13 protein-coding genes are annotated in these 16468 nt (G+C 73.5%); 6 read left to right on the forward strand and 7 right to left on the reverse strand.

Features of this window, described 5'->3' with window-relative positions; genetic code table 11:
* Positions 1 to 6 precede the first annotated feature (6 nt).
* On the forward strand, positions 7 to 1041 hold the full coding sequence (locus ACZ3IL_RS19320) for a glycosyltransferase family 2 protein (protein ID WP_467391626.1): 1035 nt from the start codon (positions 7 to 9) through the stop codon (positions 1039 to 1041).
* 76 nt (positions 1042 to 1117) lie between these two features.
* Here the strand turns inward: ACZ3IL_RS19320 and ACZ3IL_RS19325 are convergent, their stop codons facing one another.
* From ACZ3IL_RS19325 to ACZ3IL_RS19340, 4 genes are all read right to left on the reverse strand, one after another.
* Positions 1118 to 2875 carry an LCP family protein gene (locus ACZ3IL_RS19325; RefSeq protein WP_467391627.1) on the reverse strand — a complete coding sequence of 586 codons (1758 nt, stop codon included), beginning with the start codon at positions 2873 to 2875 and terminating at the stop codon, positions 1118 to 1120.
* 50 nt (positions 2876 to 2925) lie between these two features.
* Positions 2926 to 4668 carry an LCP family protein gene (locus ACZ3IL_RS19330; protein WP_467391628.1) on the reverse strand — a complete coding sequence of 581 codons (1743 nt, stop codon included), beginning with the start codon at positions 4666 to 4668 and terminating at the stop codon, positions 2926 to 2928.
* Between the two features lie 271 nt (positions 4669 to 4939).
* Entirely contained in the window at positions 4940 to 6253 is a 1314-nt protein-coding gene (locus tag ACZ3IL_RS19335) for an LCP family protein (RefSeq protein ID WP_467391629.1), read from the reverse strand.
* A 199-nt stretch (positions 6254 to 6452) separates the two neighbouring features.
* Complete coding sequence (locus ACZ3IL_RS19340; RefSeq protein WP_467391630.1) at positions 6453 to 7205, reverse strand: TIGR03089 family protein; 753 nt, start codon at positions 7203 to 7205, stop codon at positions 6453 to 6455.
* Between the two features lie 137 nt (positions 7206 to 7342).
* Between ACZ3IL_RS19340 and ACZ3IL_RS19345 the strand changes: the two genes are divergently transcribed.
* The 4 genes from ACZ3IL_RS19345 to ACZ3IL_RS19360 all read left to right on the forward strand — a co-directional run bounded on the left by ACZ3IL_RS19345 (position 7343) and on the right by ACZ3IL_RS19360 (position 12180).
* A complete protein-coding gene (locus ACZ3IL_RS19345) occupies positions 7343 to 9226 on the forward strand; it encodes a peptidoglycan recognition protein family protein (protein ID WP_467391631.1) in 1884 nt (627 codons plus the stop codon).
* A gap of 104 nt (positions 9227 to 9330) precedes the next feature.
* On the forward strand, positions 9331 to 10413 hold the full coding sequence (manB, locus tag ACZ3IL_RS19350) for a mannose-1-phosphate guanylyltransferase (protein WP_467391632.1): 1083 nt from the start codon (positions 9331 to 9333) through the stop codon (positions 10411 to 10413).
* A 231-nt stretch (positions 10414 to 10644) separates the two neighbouring features.
* Positions 10645 to 11616 carry a DNA-3-methyladenine glycosylase family protein gene (locus ACZ3IL_RS19355; protein WP_467391633.1) on the forward strand — a complete coding sequence of 324 codons (972 nt, stop codon included), beginning with the start codon at positions 10645 to 10647 and terminating at the stop codon, positions 11614 to 11616.
* A 72-nt stretch (positions 11617 to 11688) separates the two neighbouring features.
* Entirely contained in the window at positions 11689 to 12180 is a 492-nt protein-coding gene (locus ACZ3IL_RS19360; protein WP_467391634.1) for a DUF1877 family protein, read from the forward strand.
* Between the two features lie 85 nt (positions 12181 to 12265).
* Here the strand turns inward: ACZ3IL_RS19360 and ACZ3IL_RS19365 are convergent, their stop codons facing one another.
* From ACZ3IL_RS19365 to ACZ3IL_RS19375, 3 genes are all read right to left on the reverse strand, one after another.
* Positions 12266 to 13537, reverse strand: a complete 1272-nt coding sequence (locus tag ACZ3IL_RS19365; protein WP_467391662.1) for a coenzyme F420-0:L-glutamate ligase — start codon at positions 13535 to 13537, stop codon at positions 12266 to 12268.
* Positions 13538 to 13707: 170 nt separating this feature from the next.
* Entirely contained in the window at positions 13708 to 14664 is a 957-nt protein-coding gene (gene cofD, locus ACZ3IL_RS19370) for a 2-phospho-L-lactate transferase (RefSeq protein WP_467391635.1), read from the reverse strand.
* Between the two features lie 13 nt (positions 14665 to 14677).
* Positions 14678 to 15193 (reverse strand): cysteine dioxygenase, encoded by a 516-nt coding sequence (locus ACZ3IL_RS19375; protein ID WP_467391636.1) that lies wholly within the window; start codon positions 15191 to 15193, stop codon positions 14678 to 14680.
* Positions 15194 to 15896: 703 nt separating this feature from the next.
* Between ACZ3IL_RS19375 and ACZ3IL_RS19380 the strand changes: the two genes are divergently transcribed.
* Positions 15897 to 16163 carry a WhiB family transcriptional regulator gene (locus ACZ3IL_RS19380; protein ID WP_030759721.1) on the forward strand — a complete coding sequence of 89 codons (267 nt, stop codon included), beginning with the start codon at positions 15897 to 15899 and terminating at the stop codon, positions 16161 to 16163.
* The last annotated feature ends 305 nt before the right edge of the window (positions 16164 to 16468 follow it).

Consider the following 16468-nt stretch of genomic DNA (forward strand, 5'->3'; position numbering starts at 1 on the left):
GGAACCATGCTGCCCCCCGTCTCCGTGATCATGCCGGTCCTCAACGAGGAGCGGCACCTGCGCAACTCCGTCCGCCACATCCTGGAGCAGGAGTACGACGGCGAGATGGAGGTGGTGATCGCGCTCGGGCCGTCCACGGACCGCACCGACGAGATCGCCGCCGAACTCGTCCGCGAGACCGCGTCCGACGCCCGCGCCCGCGTCCGCACCGTGCCGAACCCCACGGGCCGTACGCCCGCCGCCCTCAACGCGGCGATCGCGGCCTCGCGTCACCCGATCGTGGTGCGCGTCGACGGCCACGGCATGCTCTCCCCGGACTACATCGCCACCGCCGTACGGCTCCTGGAGGAGACCGGCGCGCAGAACGTCGGCGGCGTCATGCACGCCGAGGGCGAGAACGCCTGGGAGGACGCGGTCGCCGCCGCGATGACCTCGAAGATCGGCGTCGGCAACGCCGCCTTCCACACGGGCGGCGAGGCGGGCCCGGCCGAGACGGTGTACCTGGGCGTCTTCCGGCGCGAGGCCCTGGAGCAACAGGGCGGGTACAACGTGGAGTTCATCCGCGCCCAGGACTGGGAGCTGAACTTCCGCATCCGCGAGGCGGGCGGCCTGATCTGGTTCTCGCCGGAGCTGCGCGTCCAGTACCGCCCCCGGCCCACGGTGAGGGCCCTCGCCAAGCAGTACAAGGACTACGGGCGTTGGCGCCACGTGGTGGCCCGCTACCACCGGGGCTCCATCAACCTCCGCTACCTGGCCCCGCCGGCCGCCGTCTGCGCCATCGCCGCGGGCGTGGTCGTGGGCGTCACCCTCACCCCGCTCGGCTTCGTGGTCCCGGCGGGGTACCTCGCCGCCATCACCGCCGGTTCGGTCCCGGCGGGCAGGGGCCTCCCGCTCAAGGCCCGCCTCCGGATTCCCGTCGCCCTCGCCACGATGCACATGTCGTGGGGGTACGGCTTCCTCACCAGCCCCCGTTCCCTCGCGAAGAAGGTCATCGCGAGCCGCCGTCCGGCGGTCGGGGCCGCCGAGAGCGAGACGGTCTGACGACCGCGCCTTTGCACACGGCGACGGCCGGACCCCTTCCGGGGTCCGGCCGTCGCCGTGTGCGGGGGGAACGGGGTCAGCTCTTCCCGTCCCACCGGTAGACCGAGTAGATGTCCATGCAGTCCGCCTTGTCGTCCGCGCCCTGGGGCAGGTCGCCCGCGACGGTGGCCGGCTTCTTGTAGACGGAGCCCTCGCGCCAGTCCGAGCCCACCACGAGCGTGATGCCCCCGGTCTTGGCGTCGGCGCGGACCTTGGCGTCGGGCAGGCCCAGGGCCTTCGCCACGGACAGGGCGTTCGCCTTGCCCCGCTCGCCGTCGGCGGTCGGGTACCAGACGATCGTGTCCTTGCGCGGCTGGGCCTCCTTCGAGGCGTCCGCCTGGGTGAAGCCCTTGCCCCGGAGGATCTCCTTCACCTTGCCGGCCCTGCCCTCGGCCGGCGGCTCGCCGTCGCCCGCCGTGCCGTTGACGACCGTCACGGCGAAGGAGCCGGGGGCGTCGGCGGGCGTCTTCGGCTTCGCGGAGGCCGCCGGCTTCGGCTTGGCGCCGGCCTTGTCGCCGTTCTTGTCGAAGGCGACGTCCTCGCGGAGCATCGCCCACATCCTGTCGGCGGCGGACGGGACCACCTGGAGCCATTCCTTGCGCCGCGGCGGGTACTCGACGGTCGGGACCGTGGCCGTCGTGAGGCGTTCGATCTTGACGTTCTTGAGCTGCATCGACAGGTCGAAGAGCTTCTTCACGCTCTTGAGTTCGTCGGAGACCTGGAGGGCCCTCGTGGCGGTGTCGGCCAGGCTCATCAGACGGCCGGTGTCGCTCCAGGCGTTCTGGCTCTGGAGCTTCTTCATCATGCCGTTCATGTACATGTGCTGGGCCTTGGCGCGGTTCTGGTCGCTGCCGAACGCGTGCCGGGTGCGCAGCCACTGGAGGGCCCGCTCGCCCTGGACCTCGGTGGTGCCCTTCGGCAGCTTCAGGCCGGAGCCGCCCTTCACGTCCCGGGTCGGCTTGTCCCACACGCCGGTCTTCACGCAGACCGGGACGCCGCCGACCGCGTCGGCCATCGACACGACACCGGCGAAGTCGACCATCAGCCAGTGGTCGATGTAGACCCCGGTGAGGTTCTCCCAGGTGGTGAGGGTGCAGCCGGGGCCGCCGCGCTGCAGGCTCTCGTTGATCGGCCGGTTGTTCGTGCCCGGGTAGGTCTTGCCGGCCTTGTCCTTGCACTCGGGGATCTTGACGACCGTGTCGCGCGGTATGGAGACGATCGAGGCGTTCTGCCGGTCGGCCGAGACGTGCAGCAGCATCTGCACGTCGGCGAGCGGTGCGCGGTTCTTGTCGTCGCGGCCGCCGCCCAGGGCGATGTTCTTCTCGTCCTCGCGGCTGTCGGAACCGATCAGCAGGATGTTCAGCGGGGTGTCGCCGAGCGCGTTCGGCGCGGCCTTCTTCACGCCGCTCTCGCCGCCGGCGCGGCTGTCGCTGCGGATGTTGCCGTTCAGGTGCTCGTAGTACAGGTATCCGGCGCCGGCCGTGCCGAGTATCAGCAGCGCGAGGGTGACCGCCACCCAGCGCAGCGTCTTGCGCTTGCCCGTCTTCCTGGTGCGCCGCCGCGAGCCGGCGCGGCGGTGTCCGCTCCGCGCGTCATCGCCCGCCGTGCCGGCCGCGCCGCGCCGCCGTTCGGCACGGGTCGTCCCGTCCGGGGCCCCGTCGGGGGCCTCCGTCCCGTCGGAGGCGCCGGCACCGGTCGCCTCGCCCGCACCGTGCAGATCGTCGTCCCAGCCCAGTTCACGGGCGTGCGGAACGCTCTTCCGCGTTCCCTCCCCGCGCACGCTGCTCTGTCCCACCCCAGGTCCCCTCATGAATCAGGAGCACGCCAGAGCCCGGTGTTTCCGGGTCACTTGGCGCACACCTTCTTGTCAGCTTCTACCTTCTCGACGTCCGGCGCCTTCGCCGGGCCGTTGACGGGCACCCCCGCGCCCTTGAAGTCGGCGCCGAGGACGAGCGTCATGGGCTCGCGCTCCCCGGCGTCCTGTGTGCCCGGCTTGAGCGCCGTGGCGGGCAGACCCATCATGTCCGCGAGCTTGCGGGCCTGATCGGCCTGGTTCGGTGCGTAGGTGAGCGTGGTGTTCGCCGCCTTCTCGGGGGCGTTGCTCCTGTTGGTGGAGCGGGTCACGCCCTGCTCGTTCTGCAGCCAGTTGATGGTGGACTGCGCCGCGCCCCGGATGCCGCTGCCGTTGTAGACGTCGACGCGCACCTGGGCGGCGGTGGACCGCGTGCCCTTGAGGAGCGCGGCCTGCGCCTGCGCCTGGGCGTTCTTGGCGTCCTGTTCCTTCTTCTTCACCGCGGTGAAGGAGACGTCGTTCTTGATCATCTCGAACACCGGGGAGGCCTTGGTGGGGTGGAGGACGACCGTCGCCCTCCTGGTGGGCGGCTCGTCCGGGTTGTCGACCACGGGGACGGTCATGAAGCTGATGTTCTTCAGGTCGACCTTCCCGATCTCCTTGGCCAGGGCGGTCAGCTTCAGCGCGCTGCCTATCCCCTTGTCCACCGTGAGCGCCTCGGTCGCCGCGTTCGCGACCGAGAGCAGCCGCGTCGGGCTGTCCAGGGTGTCTTCCTTGAGCTGGCGCAGCATCGACGCGAGGAACTGCTGCTGCATCTTGATGCGGTCCAGGTCGCTCTGGTTCCCGAGGCCGTGGCGGTTGCGCAGGAACGCGAGCGCCTGCTCGCCCTGGATGCGGTGGTCGCCGGCCGCCAGGTCGAGCTTGGAGTACTTCTTGTCCCGGAGGGGCTTGGTCAGGCAGACCTTGACGCCGCCGACGGCCGTCGACAGCGTCTTGACGGCGTTGAAGTCGACCATCATGAAGTGGTTGATCCCCACCCCGGTCATCTGCGTGACGGTGCGCATCGTGCAGCCCGGGTCGCGGCCGTCGACCCCGAACGACTCGTTGAACTTGGTCTTCCCGACCGAGCCGGGGATGACCTTGGTCGAACCGTCGGGCTGTTTCGTGGGGCAGTCCGGGATCTCGGTCTTGAGGTCCCGGGGGATGCTCAGGGCCGTCGCGTTGGTCCGGTCCTCGGAGACGTGGATGAGGAACGTGGTGTCGGCGTGGCCGGTCACGTTGCTCTTGTTGCCGTAGCTCTCGTTCCCCTCACCGGTCCGGACGTCGTTGCCGATGATCAGGATGTTGAGCGGCCCGTCCATCGTCGGCGTCTGCACCGCCGCGTCGCCGACGTCCACCGTGCCGATGTTGCCGTTGAGCTTCTCGTAGACCAGGTACGCCCCGGTTCCCCCGCCCACCAGGACGAAGGCCATCGTGCCGCCCGTCCACAGGAGGACCTTCTTCTTGCGGGAGGCGCCCTGCTTGGGCCTGCGGCGGCTCGCGGGCGGCTGCGGGCCGCCCCGGCTCTGCTCGGGGACCCGGCGCCTGCGCTGGCCGGGGACGGCGGCCTCGGTCGCGGTGGCGGTCCCGCCCTCGGGCGCGGTGGCCGGGGCCGCGGCGTCACGGGACCGGGAGGGGGTCCGCGGGTGCTCAGCGGAGTGGTCCAGTCGCAGTTCGTAGTTGCCCGTCTGCGGGTTGAGCACCCACTGGTCGGCGGGGTCGATCCCGTCCGCCTGTCCACGGCTGTGCGCGTCCACGGTTACTCGAATCCTCCGTCGGTGCCACGCGAGGCGCCTTCCCCAGGGGGCGCCGCTCTCTCGGTCGTTCGATCCTTGGTGAGTGCGACGACCACGTGGTCGGAGTGCACCGGATCGCGTCACAGTATCCGCCCAGTTCGGCGCGGGGCGACGACCGTGACGAAGTCCACGCCCCCCATAACCGGGCAATCGAGTCAAACGGCATCCGGCCCCGCCCTCCCCTTGGTTCGCCCTTTACTCATCCTTCGCACGAGGTTCTCGCGGCCCCCGTTCACGAGCACACCCCTTCCGCCGCGTTCCGCCCGGTGTAGGTGGGGGTGGCGGAGGGGGCCGCGGAGGGGGAGGGCGTGCCCGCGTCGCCGGGCGGCCGGCTCCCCGTCCCCTCCTTCTCCTTCTCGCCGGGCTCCACCGCCACGGGCTCGTCCTTCCGCAGCTGCTCGAAGAGCCGGCTCGCCGCAGGCTGTACCAGTTCGTCCCGGTTCGCGTTGTACGCGTACGGGCGGCGGGGAACCGTGAGGAACTGCACCCGCTCCGTCGGGACGGCCCGCATCGAGCGCGCCAGGTCGTACAGGTCCCGCATCGAGTCGAGCCCCTCGTCGGTGGTGATCGACTTCGTGGCCGCGTCCAGGACCGGATAGAGCCTGGCCGGGTTCAGCAGGACCCCGTTGCTCTGCACCTTGTTGACGAGGGCGCCGAGGAACCGCTGCTGACGGTCCATGCGGTCGGTGTCGCTGCCGTTGCCGATCGACTTCCGGGCCCGTACGAAACCGAGGGCCTGCTCCCCGTGGAGCGTCTGGCGCCCGGCGGGCAGCTTCAGGTGCGCGTCGGCGTCGTCCACGGGCTCCTTGAGGCAGACCTCCACCCCGTCCACGGCGTCCACCATCTTCTTGAAGCCCCGGAAGTCGATCACCATGTGGTGGTCGATCCGGACGCCGGTCAGCTTCTCGACGGTGCGGATCGTGCACGCCGCGCCGCCGACCTCGAAGGACTGGTTGAACTGCGCGAACCGCTCCCGGGTACGGCTCCCGTCGGCCTGCCGGCAGCTGGGGACCGTGACCATCAGGTCGCGGGGCAGGGAGACGGCGGTGGCGCTCTGCTTCCCCGCCGCCAGGTGCAGCAGGATCACGGTGTCGGAACGCTGTGTGCCCTTGTCCCTGCCGTACTTGCCGTTCTCCTCGCCGGACCGGGTGTCCGAACCGATGAGCAGGATGTTCCGCGCGGCCGAGGAACTCGCCGGAGGGCGCTCCTTCTCGTACTTCCGCAGTTCGTCGGCGGCGCCGGTGTCCGTGGTGATGTTGCCGTCGAGCTTGCGGTAGAACCACCAGCCCGCCCCGGCCCCGGCCAGCACGGTCACCGAGACGCCGAGGGCGGCCCAGCGCAGCCAGCGGTGCCGGCGCGGCTTCCCCGGGGTGCCGTCCGCGTCCCCGGGAGCGCCGCCGTCCGTGCCCCCGGGGGTGCCGGCCGTCGCGTCCCCGGGGGCCGGCTCCTCCGGGGCACCGGCGGGCCCGCCCCCGGGAGCGCCGGTCGCGGTCTCCTCGGGCGCCGGTGGGTCCGGTTCGGCGGGCGTGCCCGCGCGGTCCGTCACGTCTGCGTCCGTCCTTCGTGGCGTCGGCGGCACGTCGGACGGCCACCGGTCGCAGAGGAAGACGGCCGAATCCGACGCTTGGTTGTGCGGAAGGAGTCGACTCCCCCCGGCCGATCATCCACCGGAGCGGGCGCGCGAACCCGGGGACTCGGCGCGTCGATGGGCCGAACGGGGTCAACCGGCGCCCGGGCCGGACGCCTCAGAGCACCGAGTGCGTGACCCGCTCGCTCTCCACCCGCCCGTCGAGCGAACCGGGCGCGAGCCGGTCCGCGTTCCGGCACAGCACCACCGAGCCGCCGGCGGCGAGGGGCGCGTACAGGCCGGTCGAGAGCCCCGCCCAGTCCCCGTAGCCGAGACCGGACAGCACCCGGGAGCCGGGCGCCAGGCCGAGCGCCGCCGCGTCCACGCGCGCCTGCTCGACGAGCTGGACGCCGCTGCGCTCCGTACCGTCGACGACGAGGGCGGGAGCTTCGGGATCGACCGGGACGAACGGCGCGAACCGGTCGCCCTGGCCCGGCACCTCGACCGCGTAGTCCGCGTAACCGGCGGGCACGGCGGGGAACCGGCGGCCCAGCGGTGCCAGGGAGAGCGCGATCCGCTCCCCGGAGCAGGCCAGCCCCTCCTCCAGCGCGTCCGGCCCCGCGACCACGACGTCCGCCCCGGCCGGGTCGCCGCCGACCTCGGCGGTCACGCCGACGGAGGAACACGCGAGGAGCCAGACGGCGGTCTGCCAGTGCGCGGGCAGCAGCAGCGCGAGCCGGTCGCCGGGCGCGGCGGACAGCTCGCCCTGGAGCAGGTTCGCCGTCTTGGCCACCCAATTGGCGAAGGTGGCGACGGACAATTCCACGCGCTCACCGGTGGCGTCGTCGTAGAAGGTGACCAAGGGGCGGGCGGGGTCCGCGGCGAGCGCGGATCGCAGCAGGTCGGCGGGGGTGCGGTCGCTGGCGTTCACGCCGGACAGCGTACGCGGGCGGGTGCGCCGGGGTCCGCCGTACCGGTGACGGGGTCCACCGGTCGGGCCGACCGGCCGCCGCTTTCCGGGCGGTTTCCCGGCGCGCGGAACGGTCCGGCGGTACGCACGATCGGCCTATGCGTGCCTCACTCACCTCCTCGCTCGCCGTCACCTGTGCGGCGGCCCTCGCCCTGCCGGTCTCCTCCGCCGCGCCCGCGGCGGCCGGAGTGTTCGGGCAGCCACCGGCGGTCTCCGCGCTGCCACCCGCGCCCGAGACGCCGGGCTCCACCCAGTCCCTGCCGCTGTCCCCGCTCGGCCCCTCCTCCCGGGCCGGCGGCGGTTCCGGCGAACAGGGGATCGTCCGGCGCGACGTCAGGCCCTTCTCGCTCGTCGGCGTGGTCTGGGACGACCCGGAGGTCCCGCTGCGCGGCACCGTGCAGGTCCGCACCCGGGCCACCGGCGGCGGAGCCTGGTCGGAGTGGCAGGACGTGGAGACCCACAACGACGAGCACGGGGCCGACCCGGGGACCGAGGAGGGCTCCGCCCGGGGGCTCCGCGGCTCCACGGCGCCCCTGTGGGTGGGCGACTCGGACGGCGTCGAGCTCCGCGTACGGGCGGAGGCGGACGGCACGGGCCGCACGGTCCCGCTCCCGCGCGGCCTGCGCCTCGAACTGGTGGACCCGGGCGAGGACCCGGAGCCGGAGACGCGGTCCGCCCTGGCCACGGAGGCCGACACGGAACCGGTCACCTTCCCGGAGACGGAGACGGAGACGGAGACGGAGACGGAGACGGGGACTGCGCCGGTCACGGGGACGGGGACGGGGGAGATGGAGTCGGGGCCGGCGGTGCCGGTCACGGGGACGGGGACGAACCCGCCGCAGGCCCGTGCCGCCGTGGTTCCGGCGACCGACGCGACCCGGAGGGCCCTGACCTCTCAGGCCCCCATGACCGCCAAGGCCCCCACGACCCCTAAGACCCCCAAGGCCCCCGAGGGTCCTGCGGCGTCCAAGGCCTCCACCGCTCCCCGGGTCCCGCCGCCTCCCGTCTCGGCCCCGGCCGCCCCGGCGTTCCCGATCACCGGGACCGTCCCCGCCCTCCAGGCCGCCCCCGCGCTCCCGGGGCTCCCGGCCGCCTCCTCCCTCCCCGCCTTCCCGGGCCTCCTGGCCGGGCTGAGCGCGGCGGAGACGGCCGTCAGCGCGGCCAACGCCCGGCTCGCCGCGTACGGCGCGAACTGGATTCCGGCGCTGACGAAGGAGGCGACCGAGGCCGCGGCCCTGCTCCCGCCCCGCGCGCAGGAGGTCCAGACGCAGGCGGTCCAGGCACAGGAGGCCCAGGCACAGGAGGCCCAGGCACAGGAGGCCCAGGCACAGGAGGCCCAGGCACAGGAGGCCCAGGCCCAGGCCGCGAAGCCGTACATCGGTCCCCGGCCCGCGATCATCACCCGTAAGGGATGGGGAGCGGACGAGAGCATCCGCGAGAAGGGCTTCGTCTACACGAAGACGATCAAGGCGGCCTTCGTGCACCACAGCGCCACCGGCAACAACTACACCTGCGCCCAGGCGCCCTCCGTCCTGCGCGGCATCTACCGCTACCACGTCAAGAGCAGCGGCTGGCGGGACTTCGGCTACAACTTCGCCGTCGACAAGTGCGGCAACATCTACGAGGGCCGGGCGGGCGGCGTGGCGAAGCCGGTGCTCGGCGCGCACACCCTCGGGTTCAACACCAACACCATGGGCGTCGCCGTCCTCGGCAGCTTCGGCAAGACCGCCCCGCCGGCCGCCGCCGTGAACGCCGTGGCCCGTCTGACGGCCTGGAAGCTGGGACTCCACGGGATCAACCCGAAGGGAACGGTGACCCTGGTCTCGGGCGGCGGAAACCTGTACAAGAAGGGTACGAGCGTCCGGTTCCACGCCATCGCCGGACACCGCGACGGATTCGCCACGGACTGTCCCGGGGCGAAGCTGTACGGCCGGCTCGGCACGGCCCGTACGAGCGCGGCGTCGTACCAGGGAAGGAGCTGATGGGGTCCCCGGGGCAACCATCTGCATAAACTGACCGGTCATATCGCAGGGACGACCGAGACGGGCGTGCCGACGGGCCCCGAACAGGAAGCAGAGACGACAAGGTGACAGAAGCGATCCTCCTGGTCGGTGGCAAGGGGACACGGCTGCGGCCCCTCACGGTCAACACCCCCAAGCCCATGGTCCCGGCGGCCGGCGTCCCCTTCCTGACGCACCAGCTGGCCCGCGCCCGAGCGGCGGGCGTCGAGCACATCGTGCTCGCCACCTCCTACCTGGCCGAGGTCTTCGAGCCGCACTTCGGCGACGGCTCCTCGCTCGGCCTGAGCCTGGAGTACGTCACCGAGGAGGAGCCGCTGGGCACCGGCGGCGCGATACGCAACGTGGCCTCCCGGCTGCGCTCGGGGCCCGACGAGCCCGTCCTCATCTTCAACGGCGACATCCTGACCGGCCTCGACATCCGCGCCCTGGTCGCCACCCACGCCGAATCCGGCGCGGACGTCTCCCTGCACCTCACCCGGGTCGAGGACCCGCGCGCCTTCGGCCTCGTCCCCACGGACGCCACCGGCCGCGTCACGGCCTTCCTGGAGAAGCCGCAGACGCCCGAGGAGATCGTCACCGACCAGATCAACGCGGGCGCGTACGTCTTCCGCCGCTCGGTCATCGACACCATCCCCACCGGCCGGCCCGTCTCGGTCGAGCGCGAGACCTTCCCGGAGCTCCTCGCCTCCGGTGCCCACCTCCAGGGCATGGTCGACTCCACGTACTGGCTGGACCTCGGCACCCCGCAGGCCTTCGTGCGCGGCTCCGCCGACCTGGTCCTCGGCCGCGCCCCCTCCCCGGCCGTCCCGGGCCGCTGCGGCGACCGCCTGGTGCTGCCGTCGGCGCGCGTCGCCCCGGACGCCAAGCTGACCGGCGGCACGGTCGTCGGCGCGGACGCGGTGGTCGGCGAGGGCGCGCGCGTCACGGGCTCGACGCTCCTCGCCGGAGCGGTCGTCGAACCGGGCGCGGTGATCACGGACTCCCTGATCGGCGCGGGCGCCCGCATAGGCGCGCGTACGGTCCTCACCGGCGCGGTCATCGGCGACGGCGCCCGGGTCGGTCCCGACAACGAACTCCGCGACGGCGCCCGCGTCTGGTGCGACACGACCCTTCCGGCGGGCGCGATCCGCTTCTCGTCGGACCAGTAGGGGTCCGGGAACCCGTACGGGCGGGGGCGCGCCTCCGGGGCTCGCGCGAACCCGTACGAGTTCCGAGCCGGTCCCGCACGGGTTCCGAGCCGGTCCCGCACGGGTTCCGAGCCGGTCCCGTACGGGTTCCGGAGCCGATTTCGCCCGGCCCCGCACGGCCCGGCCCCACCCCGCCCGGCCCGGTCCCGTACGGGAGACCGGCACCGGGCCGGTCCCGTTACCCTCGTCCCCATGGCCGGCCGCTTCCCCCAGAGACCCACCCCCGCCCCCGTACGGGTGGCCGGCCGCGCCCCCGCGCCCCGGGTCCGCTCCCTCCCCCTGGAGCAGCCGCTCGACCCGGCCCTCACCCTCGGCCCCCTCCGCCGGGGCCCCGCCGATCCCACCTACCGGGCGACCCCGGACGGCTCGTACTGGCGGGCCACCCGCACCCCCGAGGGCCCGGGGACCCTCCGCGTCGCCGTGCGGAACGGCGTGGCGGAGGCCGGGGCGTGGGGGCCGGGCGCCCCCTGGCTCCTGGACCGCCTCCCGGCCCTCCTCGGCGCCGAGGACGACCCGGCCGCCTTCGTGCCCCGCCACAGGCTGCTCGCCGCCGTCCACCGCCGCCGCCCCGGCCTGCGCCTCGTCCGCACCGGCCTGGTCCTGGAGTCGCTCATCCCCTCGGTCCTGGAGCAGAAGGTCACGACGGACGAGGCGTTCCGGGCCTGGCGGCTGCTCGTGCGGAAGTACGGCGAGCCCGCGCCGGGCCCCGCGCCCGACGGCATGTACGTCATGCCCGACGCGCGCACGTGGAGCCTGATCCCGTCCTGGGAGTGGCACCGCGCGGGCGTGGACGACAAGCGGGCCTCGACGGTCCTGCGCGTGTGCCGGGTGGCCCGCCGCATGGAGGAGGCCGCGGACATGACCCCGGCCGAGGCCCGCCGGCGCCTGGAACTGGTCCCGGGCGTCGGCCCCTGGACGAGCGCCGAGGTGGTCCAGCGCACCCACGGCGCCCCCGACGAGGTCACCACCGGCGACTGCCACCTGCCCGGAATCATCGGCTGGGCCCTCGCCGGCGACCGCACGGCCGACGACACGGCCATGCTCGGCCTCCTGGCCCCCTACGCGGGCCAGCGCCACCGCGCGGCCCGCCTGATCCTCCTCGGCGGCCGCGTCCCGCCCCGCCGGGCGCCCCGCATGACCCCGGGGAACATCGCGGCGCTCTGAACCGGGAATCCGGGGTACCCGGAAGTCCAGGGAAGAACAGGGAGAGGGACGAGGGGAAGAGGGGAAGAAGCCATGGGCCTGACGCTCACGCGGATGTCCGGGGACACCGTGCACGAGGGAACCGACACCGTCCTGCGCCGCTTCGAGGACATCGAGAGCGCCCTCCTGAGATCGGCGGGCGACGACGACGCCGGCGGCTCCCCGGCCGGGACCTACTGCGCCCTGGACGAGGAGGACCGGTCGCTGCGGGCCGTGCTGACGCCGGCCCTGGGGGCCGAGGCCGCGGAGAACGCCACCAGCGGTGCCCAGTACCTGGGGGAGGACGGGCACGGCACCACGTACGGGTACCTCGACCTCGCCGACGTCACCGCCACCGCCGAGGCGCTGGCGGCCGTCGACTTCCGGGCCCTGCTCGCGTCCACCGACGCCTCGGTGCTCGGTTTCCGGCACGGACTCGCCCACGGCTACCTGGAGGACCTGCGGGAACGGGCCGAGGCGCTCACGGAGCTCTTCGCGCTGGCGGCGAAGGAGGGGGAGTACGTGGTGAAGAAGCGCGAGGCCTGACCGCCGCGCACGCGCGGGGCGCCCGCGGCTCCACGGGCGTTCCGCGCGTGCGTCCGGCCCCCGTGACCCGCCCCGCGCGTCCCGGCTACCGCACCTCGACGAACTCCGACGCCTCCCGCGCCGGCCGTTCCCCCGGCGGCGCCGCCGGGTGGCCGATCGCCACCGCGCCCAGCGGATCCCAGTGGTCCGGCAGGCCGAGGACCTCCCGCACGACGTCCCGGCAGAACATGGTCGAGGAGACCCACGCCGAGCCGAGCCGTTCGCCCGCCAGCGCCACCAGGAAGTTCTGCACGCCCGCGCCCGCCGCGACCAGGAACATCTCGCGCTCGGCGGTGTCCCGTCGCGGGTCGCCGTAGTGGTGGGAGCCGTCCATCACGAGGCACGGCACGGCCAGGTGGGGGGCGTTGCGCAGCACGTCCCCGCGCCGCACCCGCTTCGCGATCGACTCCTCGGACTTCCCGTCGCGGCGCAGGTCCGCGATCCACGCCTCCCGCATCGCGTCGAGCAGCCGCGTCCGCGACTCCGCCGACTCCAGGAGGACGAACCGCCACGGCGTCGTGTGGTGCGGGGCGGGGGCCGTCACGGCGGCGGCGACCGCGCGCCGCACCGCGCCCGGGTCGACCGGCTCGGCGGTGAACCGCCGCACGGTCCGCCGCAGCGTCACCGCCTCGCGCACGGCCTCGGAGGTGCCGAGCCGGAACATGTCGTCGGCGGCCCCGCGCACCAGCGCCCGCGCCCCGGGCTCCCCGTCCCCGGCCACCACGTGCGGCAGGCCCCGGAGGACGGCCACCGGGCGCCCGGCCGCCTTGCCCTTCACCAGGTCGCCGGCGGCCGCGAGTTCGTCGGCGGTGGCGACCACGGTCGAGTTCAGCGGGTTGCCGTGGGAGTCGGTCCCGCCGCGCAGGTCGTCCAGGACCCGCACCCCGGCCGCCCCGATCGCCACGTCCGTGAGCCCGTTGCGCCAGGGCCGCCCGAAGGTGTCCGTGACGACGACCCCCACGTCCACCCCGAGCGCGTCCCGCAGTCCCGCCCGGATGCGCCGGGCCGAGGCGTCGGGGTCCTCGGGCAGCAACAGGACCGTCCCGGAGGGGGTGTTGGAGGCGTCCACCCCGGCGGCGGCCATGACGAGGCCCTGCCGGTTCTCCACGATCCGCAGCGTGCCGCGCCGCGCCACCACCCGCACCGTCTCGGCGTCGATGGCCTCCTCGCGGTCACCGGCGGCGACCACCCGCCCCTCCGCCTTGCTGACGATCTTGGAGGTGACCAGCAGCACGTCCCCGTCGGCCAGGTCCGGCGCGGCGGCGGCGATCATCCCGGCGAGGTCGTCCCCGGCCGTCACCTCCGGCAGTCCGGACAGCGCCCAGACCCGGTACGAGGGGCCGGGACCGGTCCCGTAAGGGGAGGCGCCGTCCCCGTCCGGGGCGGCGGTCCCGCGGGGGGAGGACCCGTGGGAGGAGGAGAGCCCGTGGGAGGAGGACCCGGTCCCGCAGGGGGAGGCGGCGGCCCCGTCCGGGGCGGCGGCGTCCGTCACCCGCGCACCTCCTCGGCCAGCGCCAGGGCCTCGCGCGCCATCGCGGCCGTCGTGTCCACGTCCGTCATCATCAGCGGCACCGCGCGGCAGGCGATGCCCGCCGCCCTGACGTTCGTGACCGCGTCCGCGTCCACGGTGTCCACGAGCCAGCCGTCGAGCAGTTCGGGGCCGTAGTGCCGGGCCACCGCCGCCGCCGTGGACTCCACGCCCACCGCAGCGAGGACCTTGTCGGCCATGCCGCGCACGGGCGCGTCGCCGACGATGGGAGAGAGGCCCACGACCGGCGCCCCGGCCGCGGCGACCGCCTCGCGGATGCCGGGCACGGCCAGGATCGTGCCGACGGACACGACCGGGTTGGACGGCGGGAAGAGGATCACGTCCGCCTCCCCGATGGCCTCCAGGACGCCCGGCGCCGGCTTCGCGGTCTCCGCGCCGACCGGCACGACGGCCTTCGCGTCCACGGAGGCGCGCAGCTTGACCCAGTACTCCTGGAAGTGCACCGCCCGCCGCTCGCCGTCGACCTCGATCGCCACGTGGGTCTCCACGCGGTCGTCGGACATGGGGAGCAGGCGCACCCCGGGCTGCCAGCGGGCGCACAGCGCCTCGGTGACGGCGCTCAGCGGATAACCCGCGCCGAGCATCTGGGTGCGGACGATGTGGGTCGCGAAGTCCCGGTCGCCGAGGCCGAACCACTCGGGTCCGACGCCGTACGCCGCGAGTTCCTCCTTGACGGCGAAGGACTCGTCCGCGCGGCCCCAGCCCTGCTCCTCGTCGATTCCGCCGCCGAGGGTGTACATCACCGTGTCCAGGTCGGGGCAGACCTTCAGGCCGAAGAGGTGGATGTCGTCACCGGTGTTGCCGACGACGGTGATCTCCGCGTCCGGCGCGGCCCGCCTGAGGCCGCGAAGGAAACGGGCACCGCCGATACCGCCTGCCAGAACCACAATGCGCATGCACAGCAGTGTGTCAGGCGGTGGTCGTCCCCGCGGCGGCGGGAGCCTGGGCGCACCGCTCCCGGAACGACTCGTGGACCGGCATCTCGGTCAGGCCCGGGAAGTAGACGTGCAGGCTGACGGCCGGTTCGAGGGAGTCGTTGACGACCTCGTGGACGTACCCGGGCGCGAACACGCGCTGCGCGCCGGCGGCGAGGGTGCGCGCGCCCCGTTCCGTACGCTCCGTCAGCTCGCCCTCCAGGACGGTGAGGACGCCGGAGGAGGCGCCGTGGCCGTGGAGTCCGCTGCCCTGGCCGGGCACCCAGGAGAGCAGCCACACCTCGTAGCCCGGGCCGGTGCGCAGCCGGTGGTACCAGCGGGTGGTGGCGTCGTACTCGACGTACGGGGCCCAGTGGGAGCGGTCGTCCGCGAGGGAGCGCGCGAGGCCGGCGAACTCGGCCACGGTGACGGGGTGGACGCGCTCGGGCTGGAGGAGGTGGGGGACCTCCAGGATGTCGCCGGCGATCTGAAGGTCGCTGTCCATGTTCATGGGGTGCGGTGGTTCCTCGGCAGAAACGGAAGCGGTGGGTCACGCGGGAGCGGTGACGCGGGGGGCGCGGGAGGGCGCGAGGGGGGAAACGGGGCCGGAGCTCTGGGGCATCGACGGCCTGGCGGCATCAACAGCCGGGGCGACAACAGCGACAGCCGAACCGGACAGCGCGACGGAACCCACGGGCGTGGGTCACGGAGGGCGCTGCGGTCGCTGGCATGCCACCAAAGGTGGCCGGAGGGGCACCCGACTGTCAACCCAATGCCCGATTTGGGGGCAATGTTTCACCTCATCCGGTTGCCCTCTCCGGAGAAAGGTTTGCTCATGCCCGGACCAGGAGAGATGGCGCTTCGACCGTGTCCGCGGACCCGGCGGCGCCCGCGTGTCGCTCCCGCGCGCGGAGGGCGACCCGTGACCGGAATGTGATCCGAATCGCTTCCGCGAGGGGGTCGCAACAAGATCCACGTCGCGGGCGTCCTCCTTCGTGGAGGGACGCGGCGCGGTCACGCCAGTGGCATGTGTCATGGTTTTTGGTGATTTGAACACTTACCGCATACGCTTGGTTCCGCAGAGTGAATACGGGGCCCAATAGCAGATCCCGGCTTGACTCGCACAGAGCACGAACTTGTAATTTCACTCGTGTCGTTCGGCCGTGCTCGCACGGCACCACCACGGGGACGCACAGAACAGACGAGGGGCGCACATGACCGAGTTGTTCCAGGAACTGCTGCTGGTCGAGGACGCGGACGAGGAACTCGGCTGGCAGGAGCGCGCGCTGTGCGCCCAGACCGATCCCGAGTCCTTCTTCCCGGAGAAGGGGGGCTCGACCCGCGAGGCCAAGAAGGTCTGCCTCGCCTGCGAGGTCCGCTCCGAATGCCTCGAATACGCCCTGCAGAACGACGAGCGCTTCGGCATCTGGGGCGGCCTCTCCGAGCGCGAGCGACGCCGCCTGAAGAAGGCCGCCGTCTGAACCGCCGCAGGCCCCCGACCGCGTCCGGACCCCCGAGCCGGGACGCGCCCACCGGGACCGTGCGGCGGCACGCGCACCAGGACCACGCGAACGGCCCGCCCCTGTGACCCATCCACAGGCGGCGGGCCGTTCGCGTCGCCCCGCGTCCCGGCCGGTGCCGTCCCGTCCCGGCCCGTGTGGTCCGCCCCGGCCCGCGCGCCCCGGCCCGTGCCGCCCCGGAGCCGTCCCGCCGGAGCCGCCCGGCCCCGCGCACCGGTCCCGTACACCGGGACTCGCACCGGACGCCCGGCCCCGCGTCCTCCCGC

This window comes from Streptomyces sp. NPDC014907 (assembly GCF_055562975.1).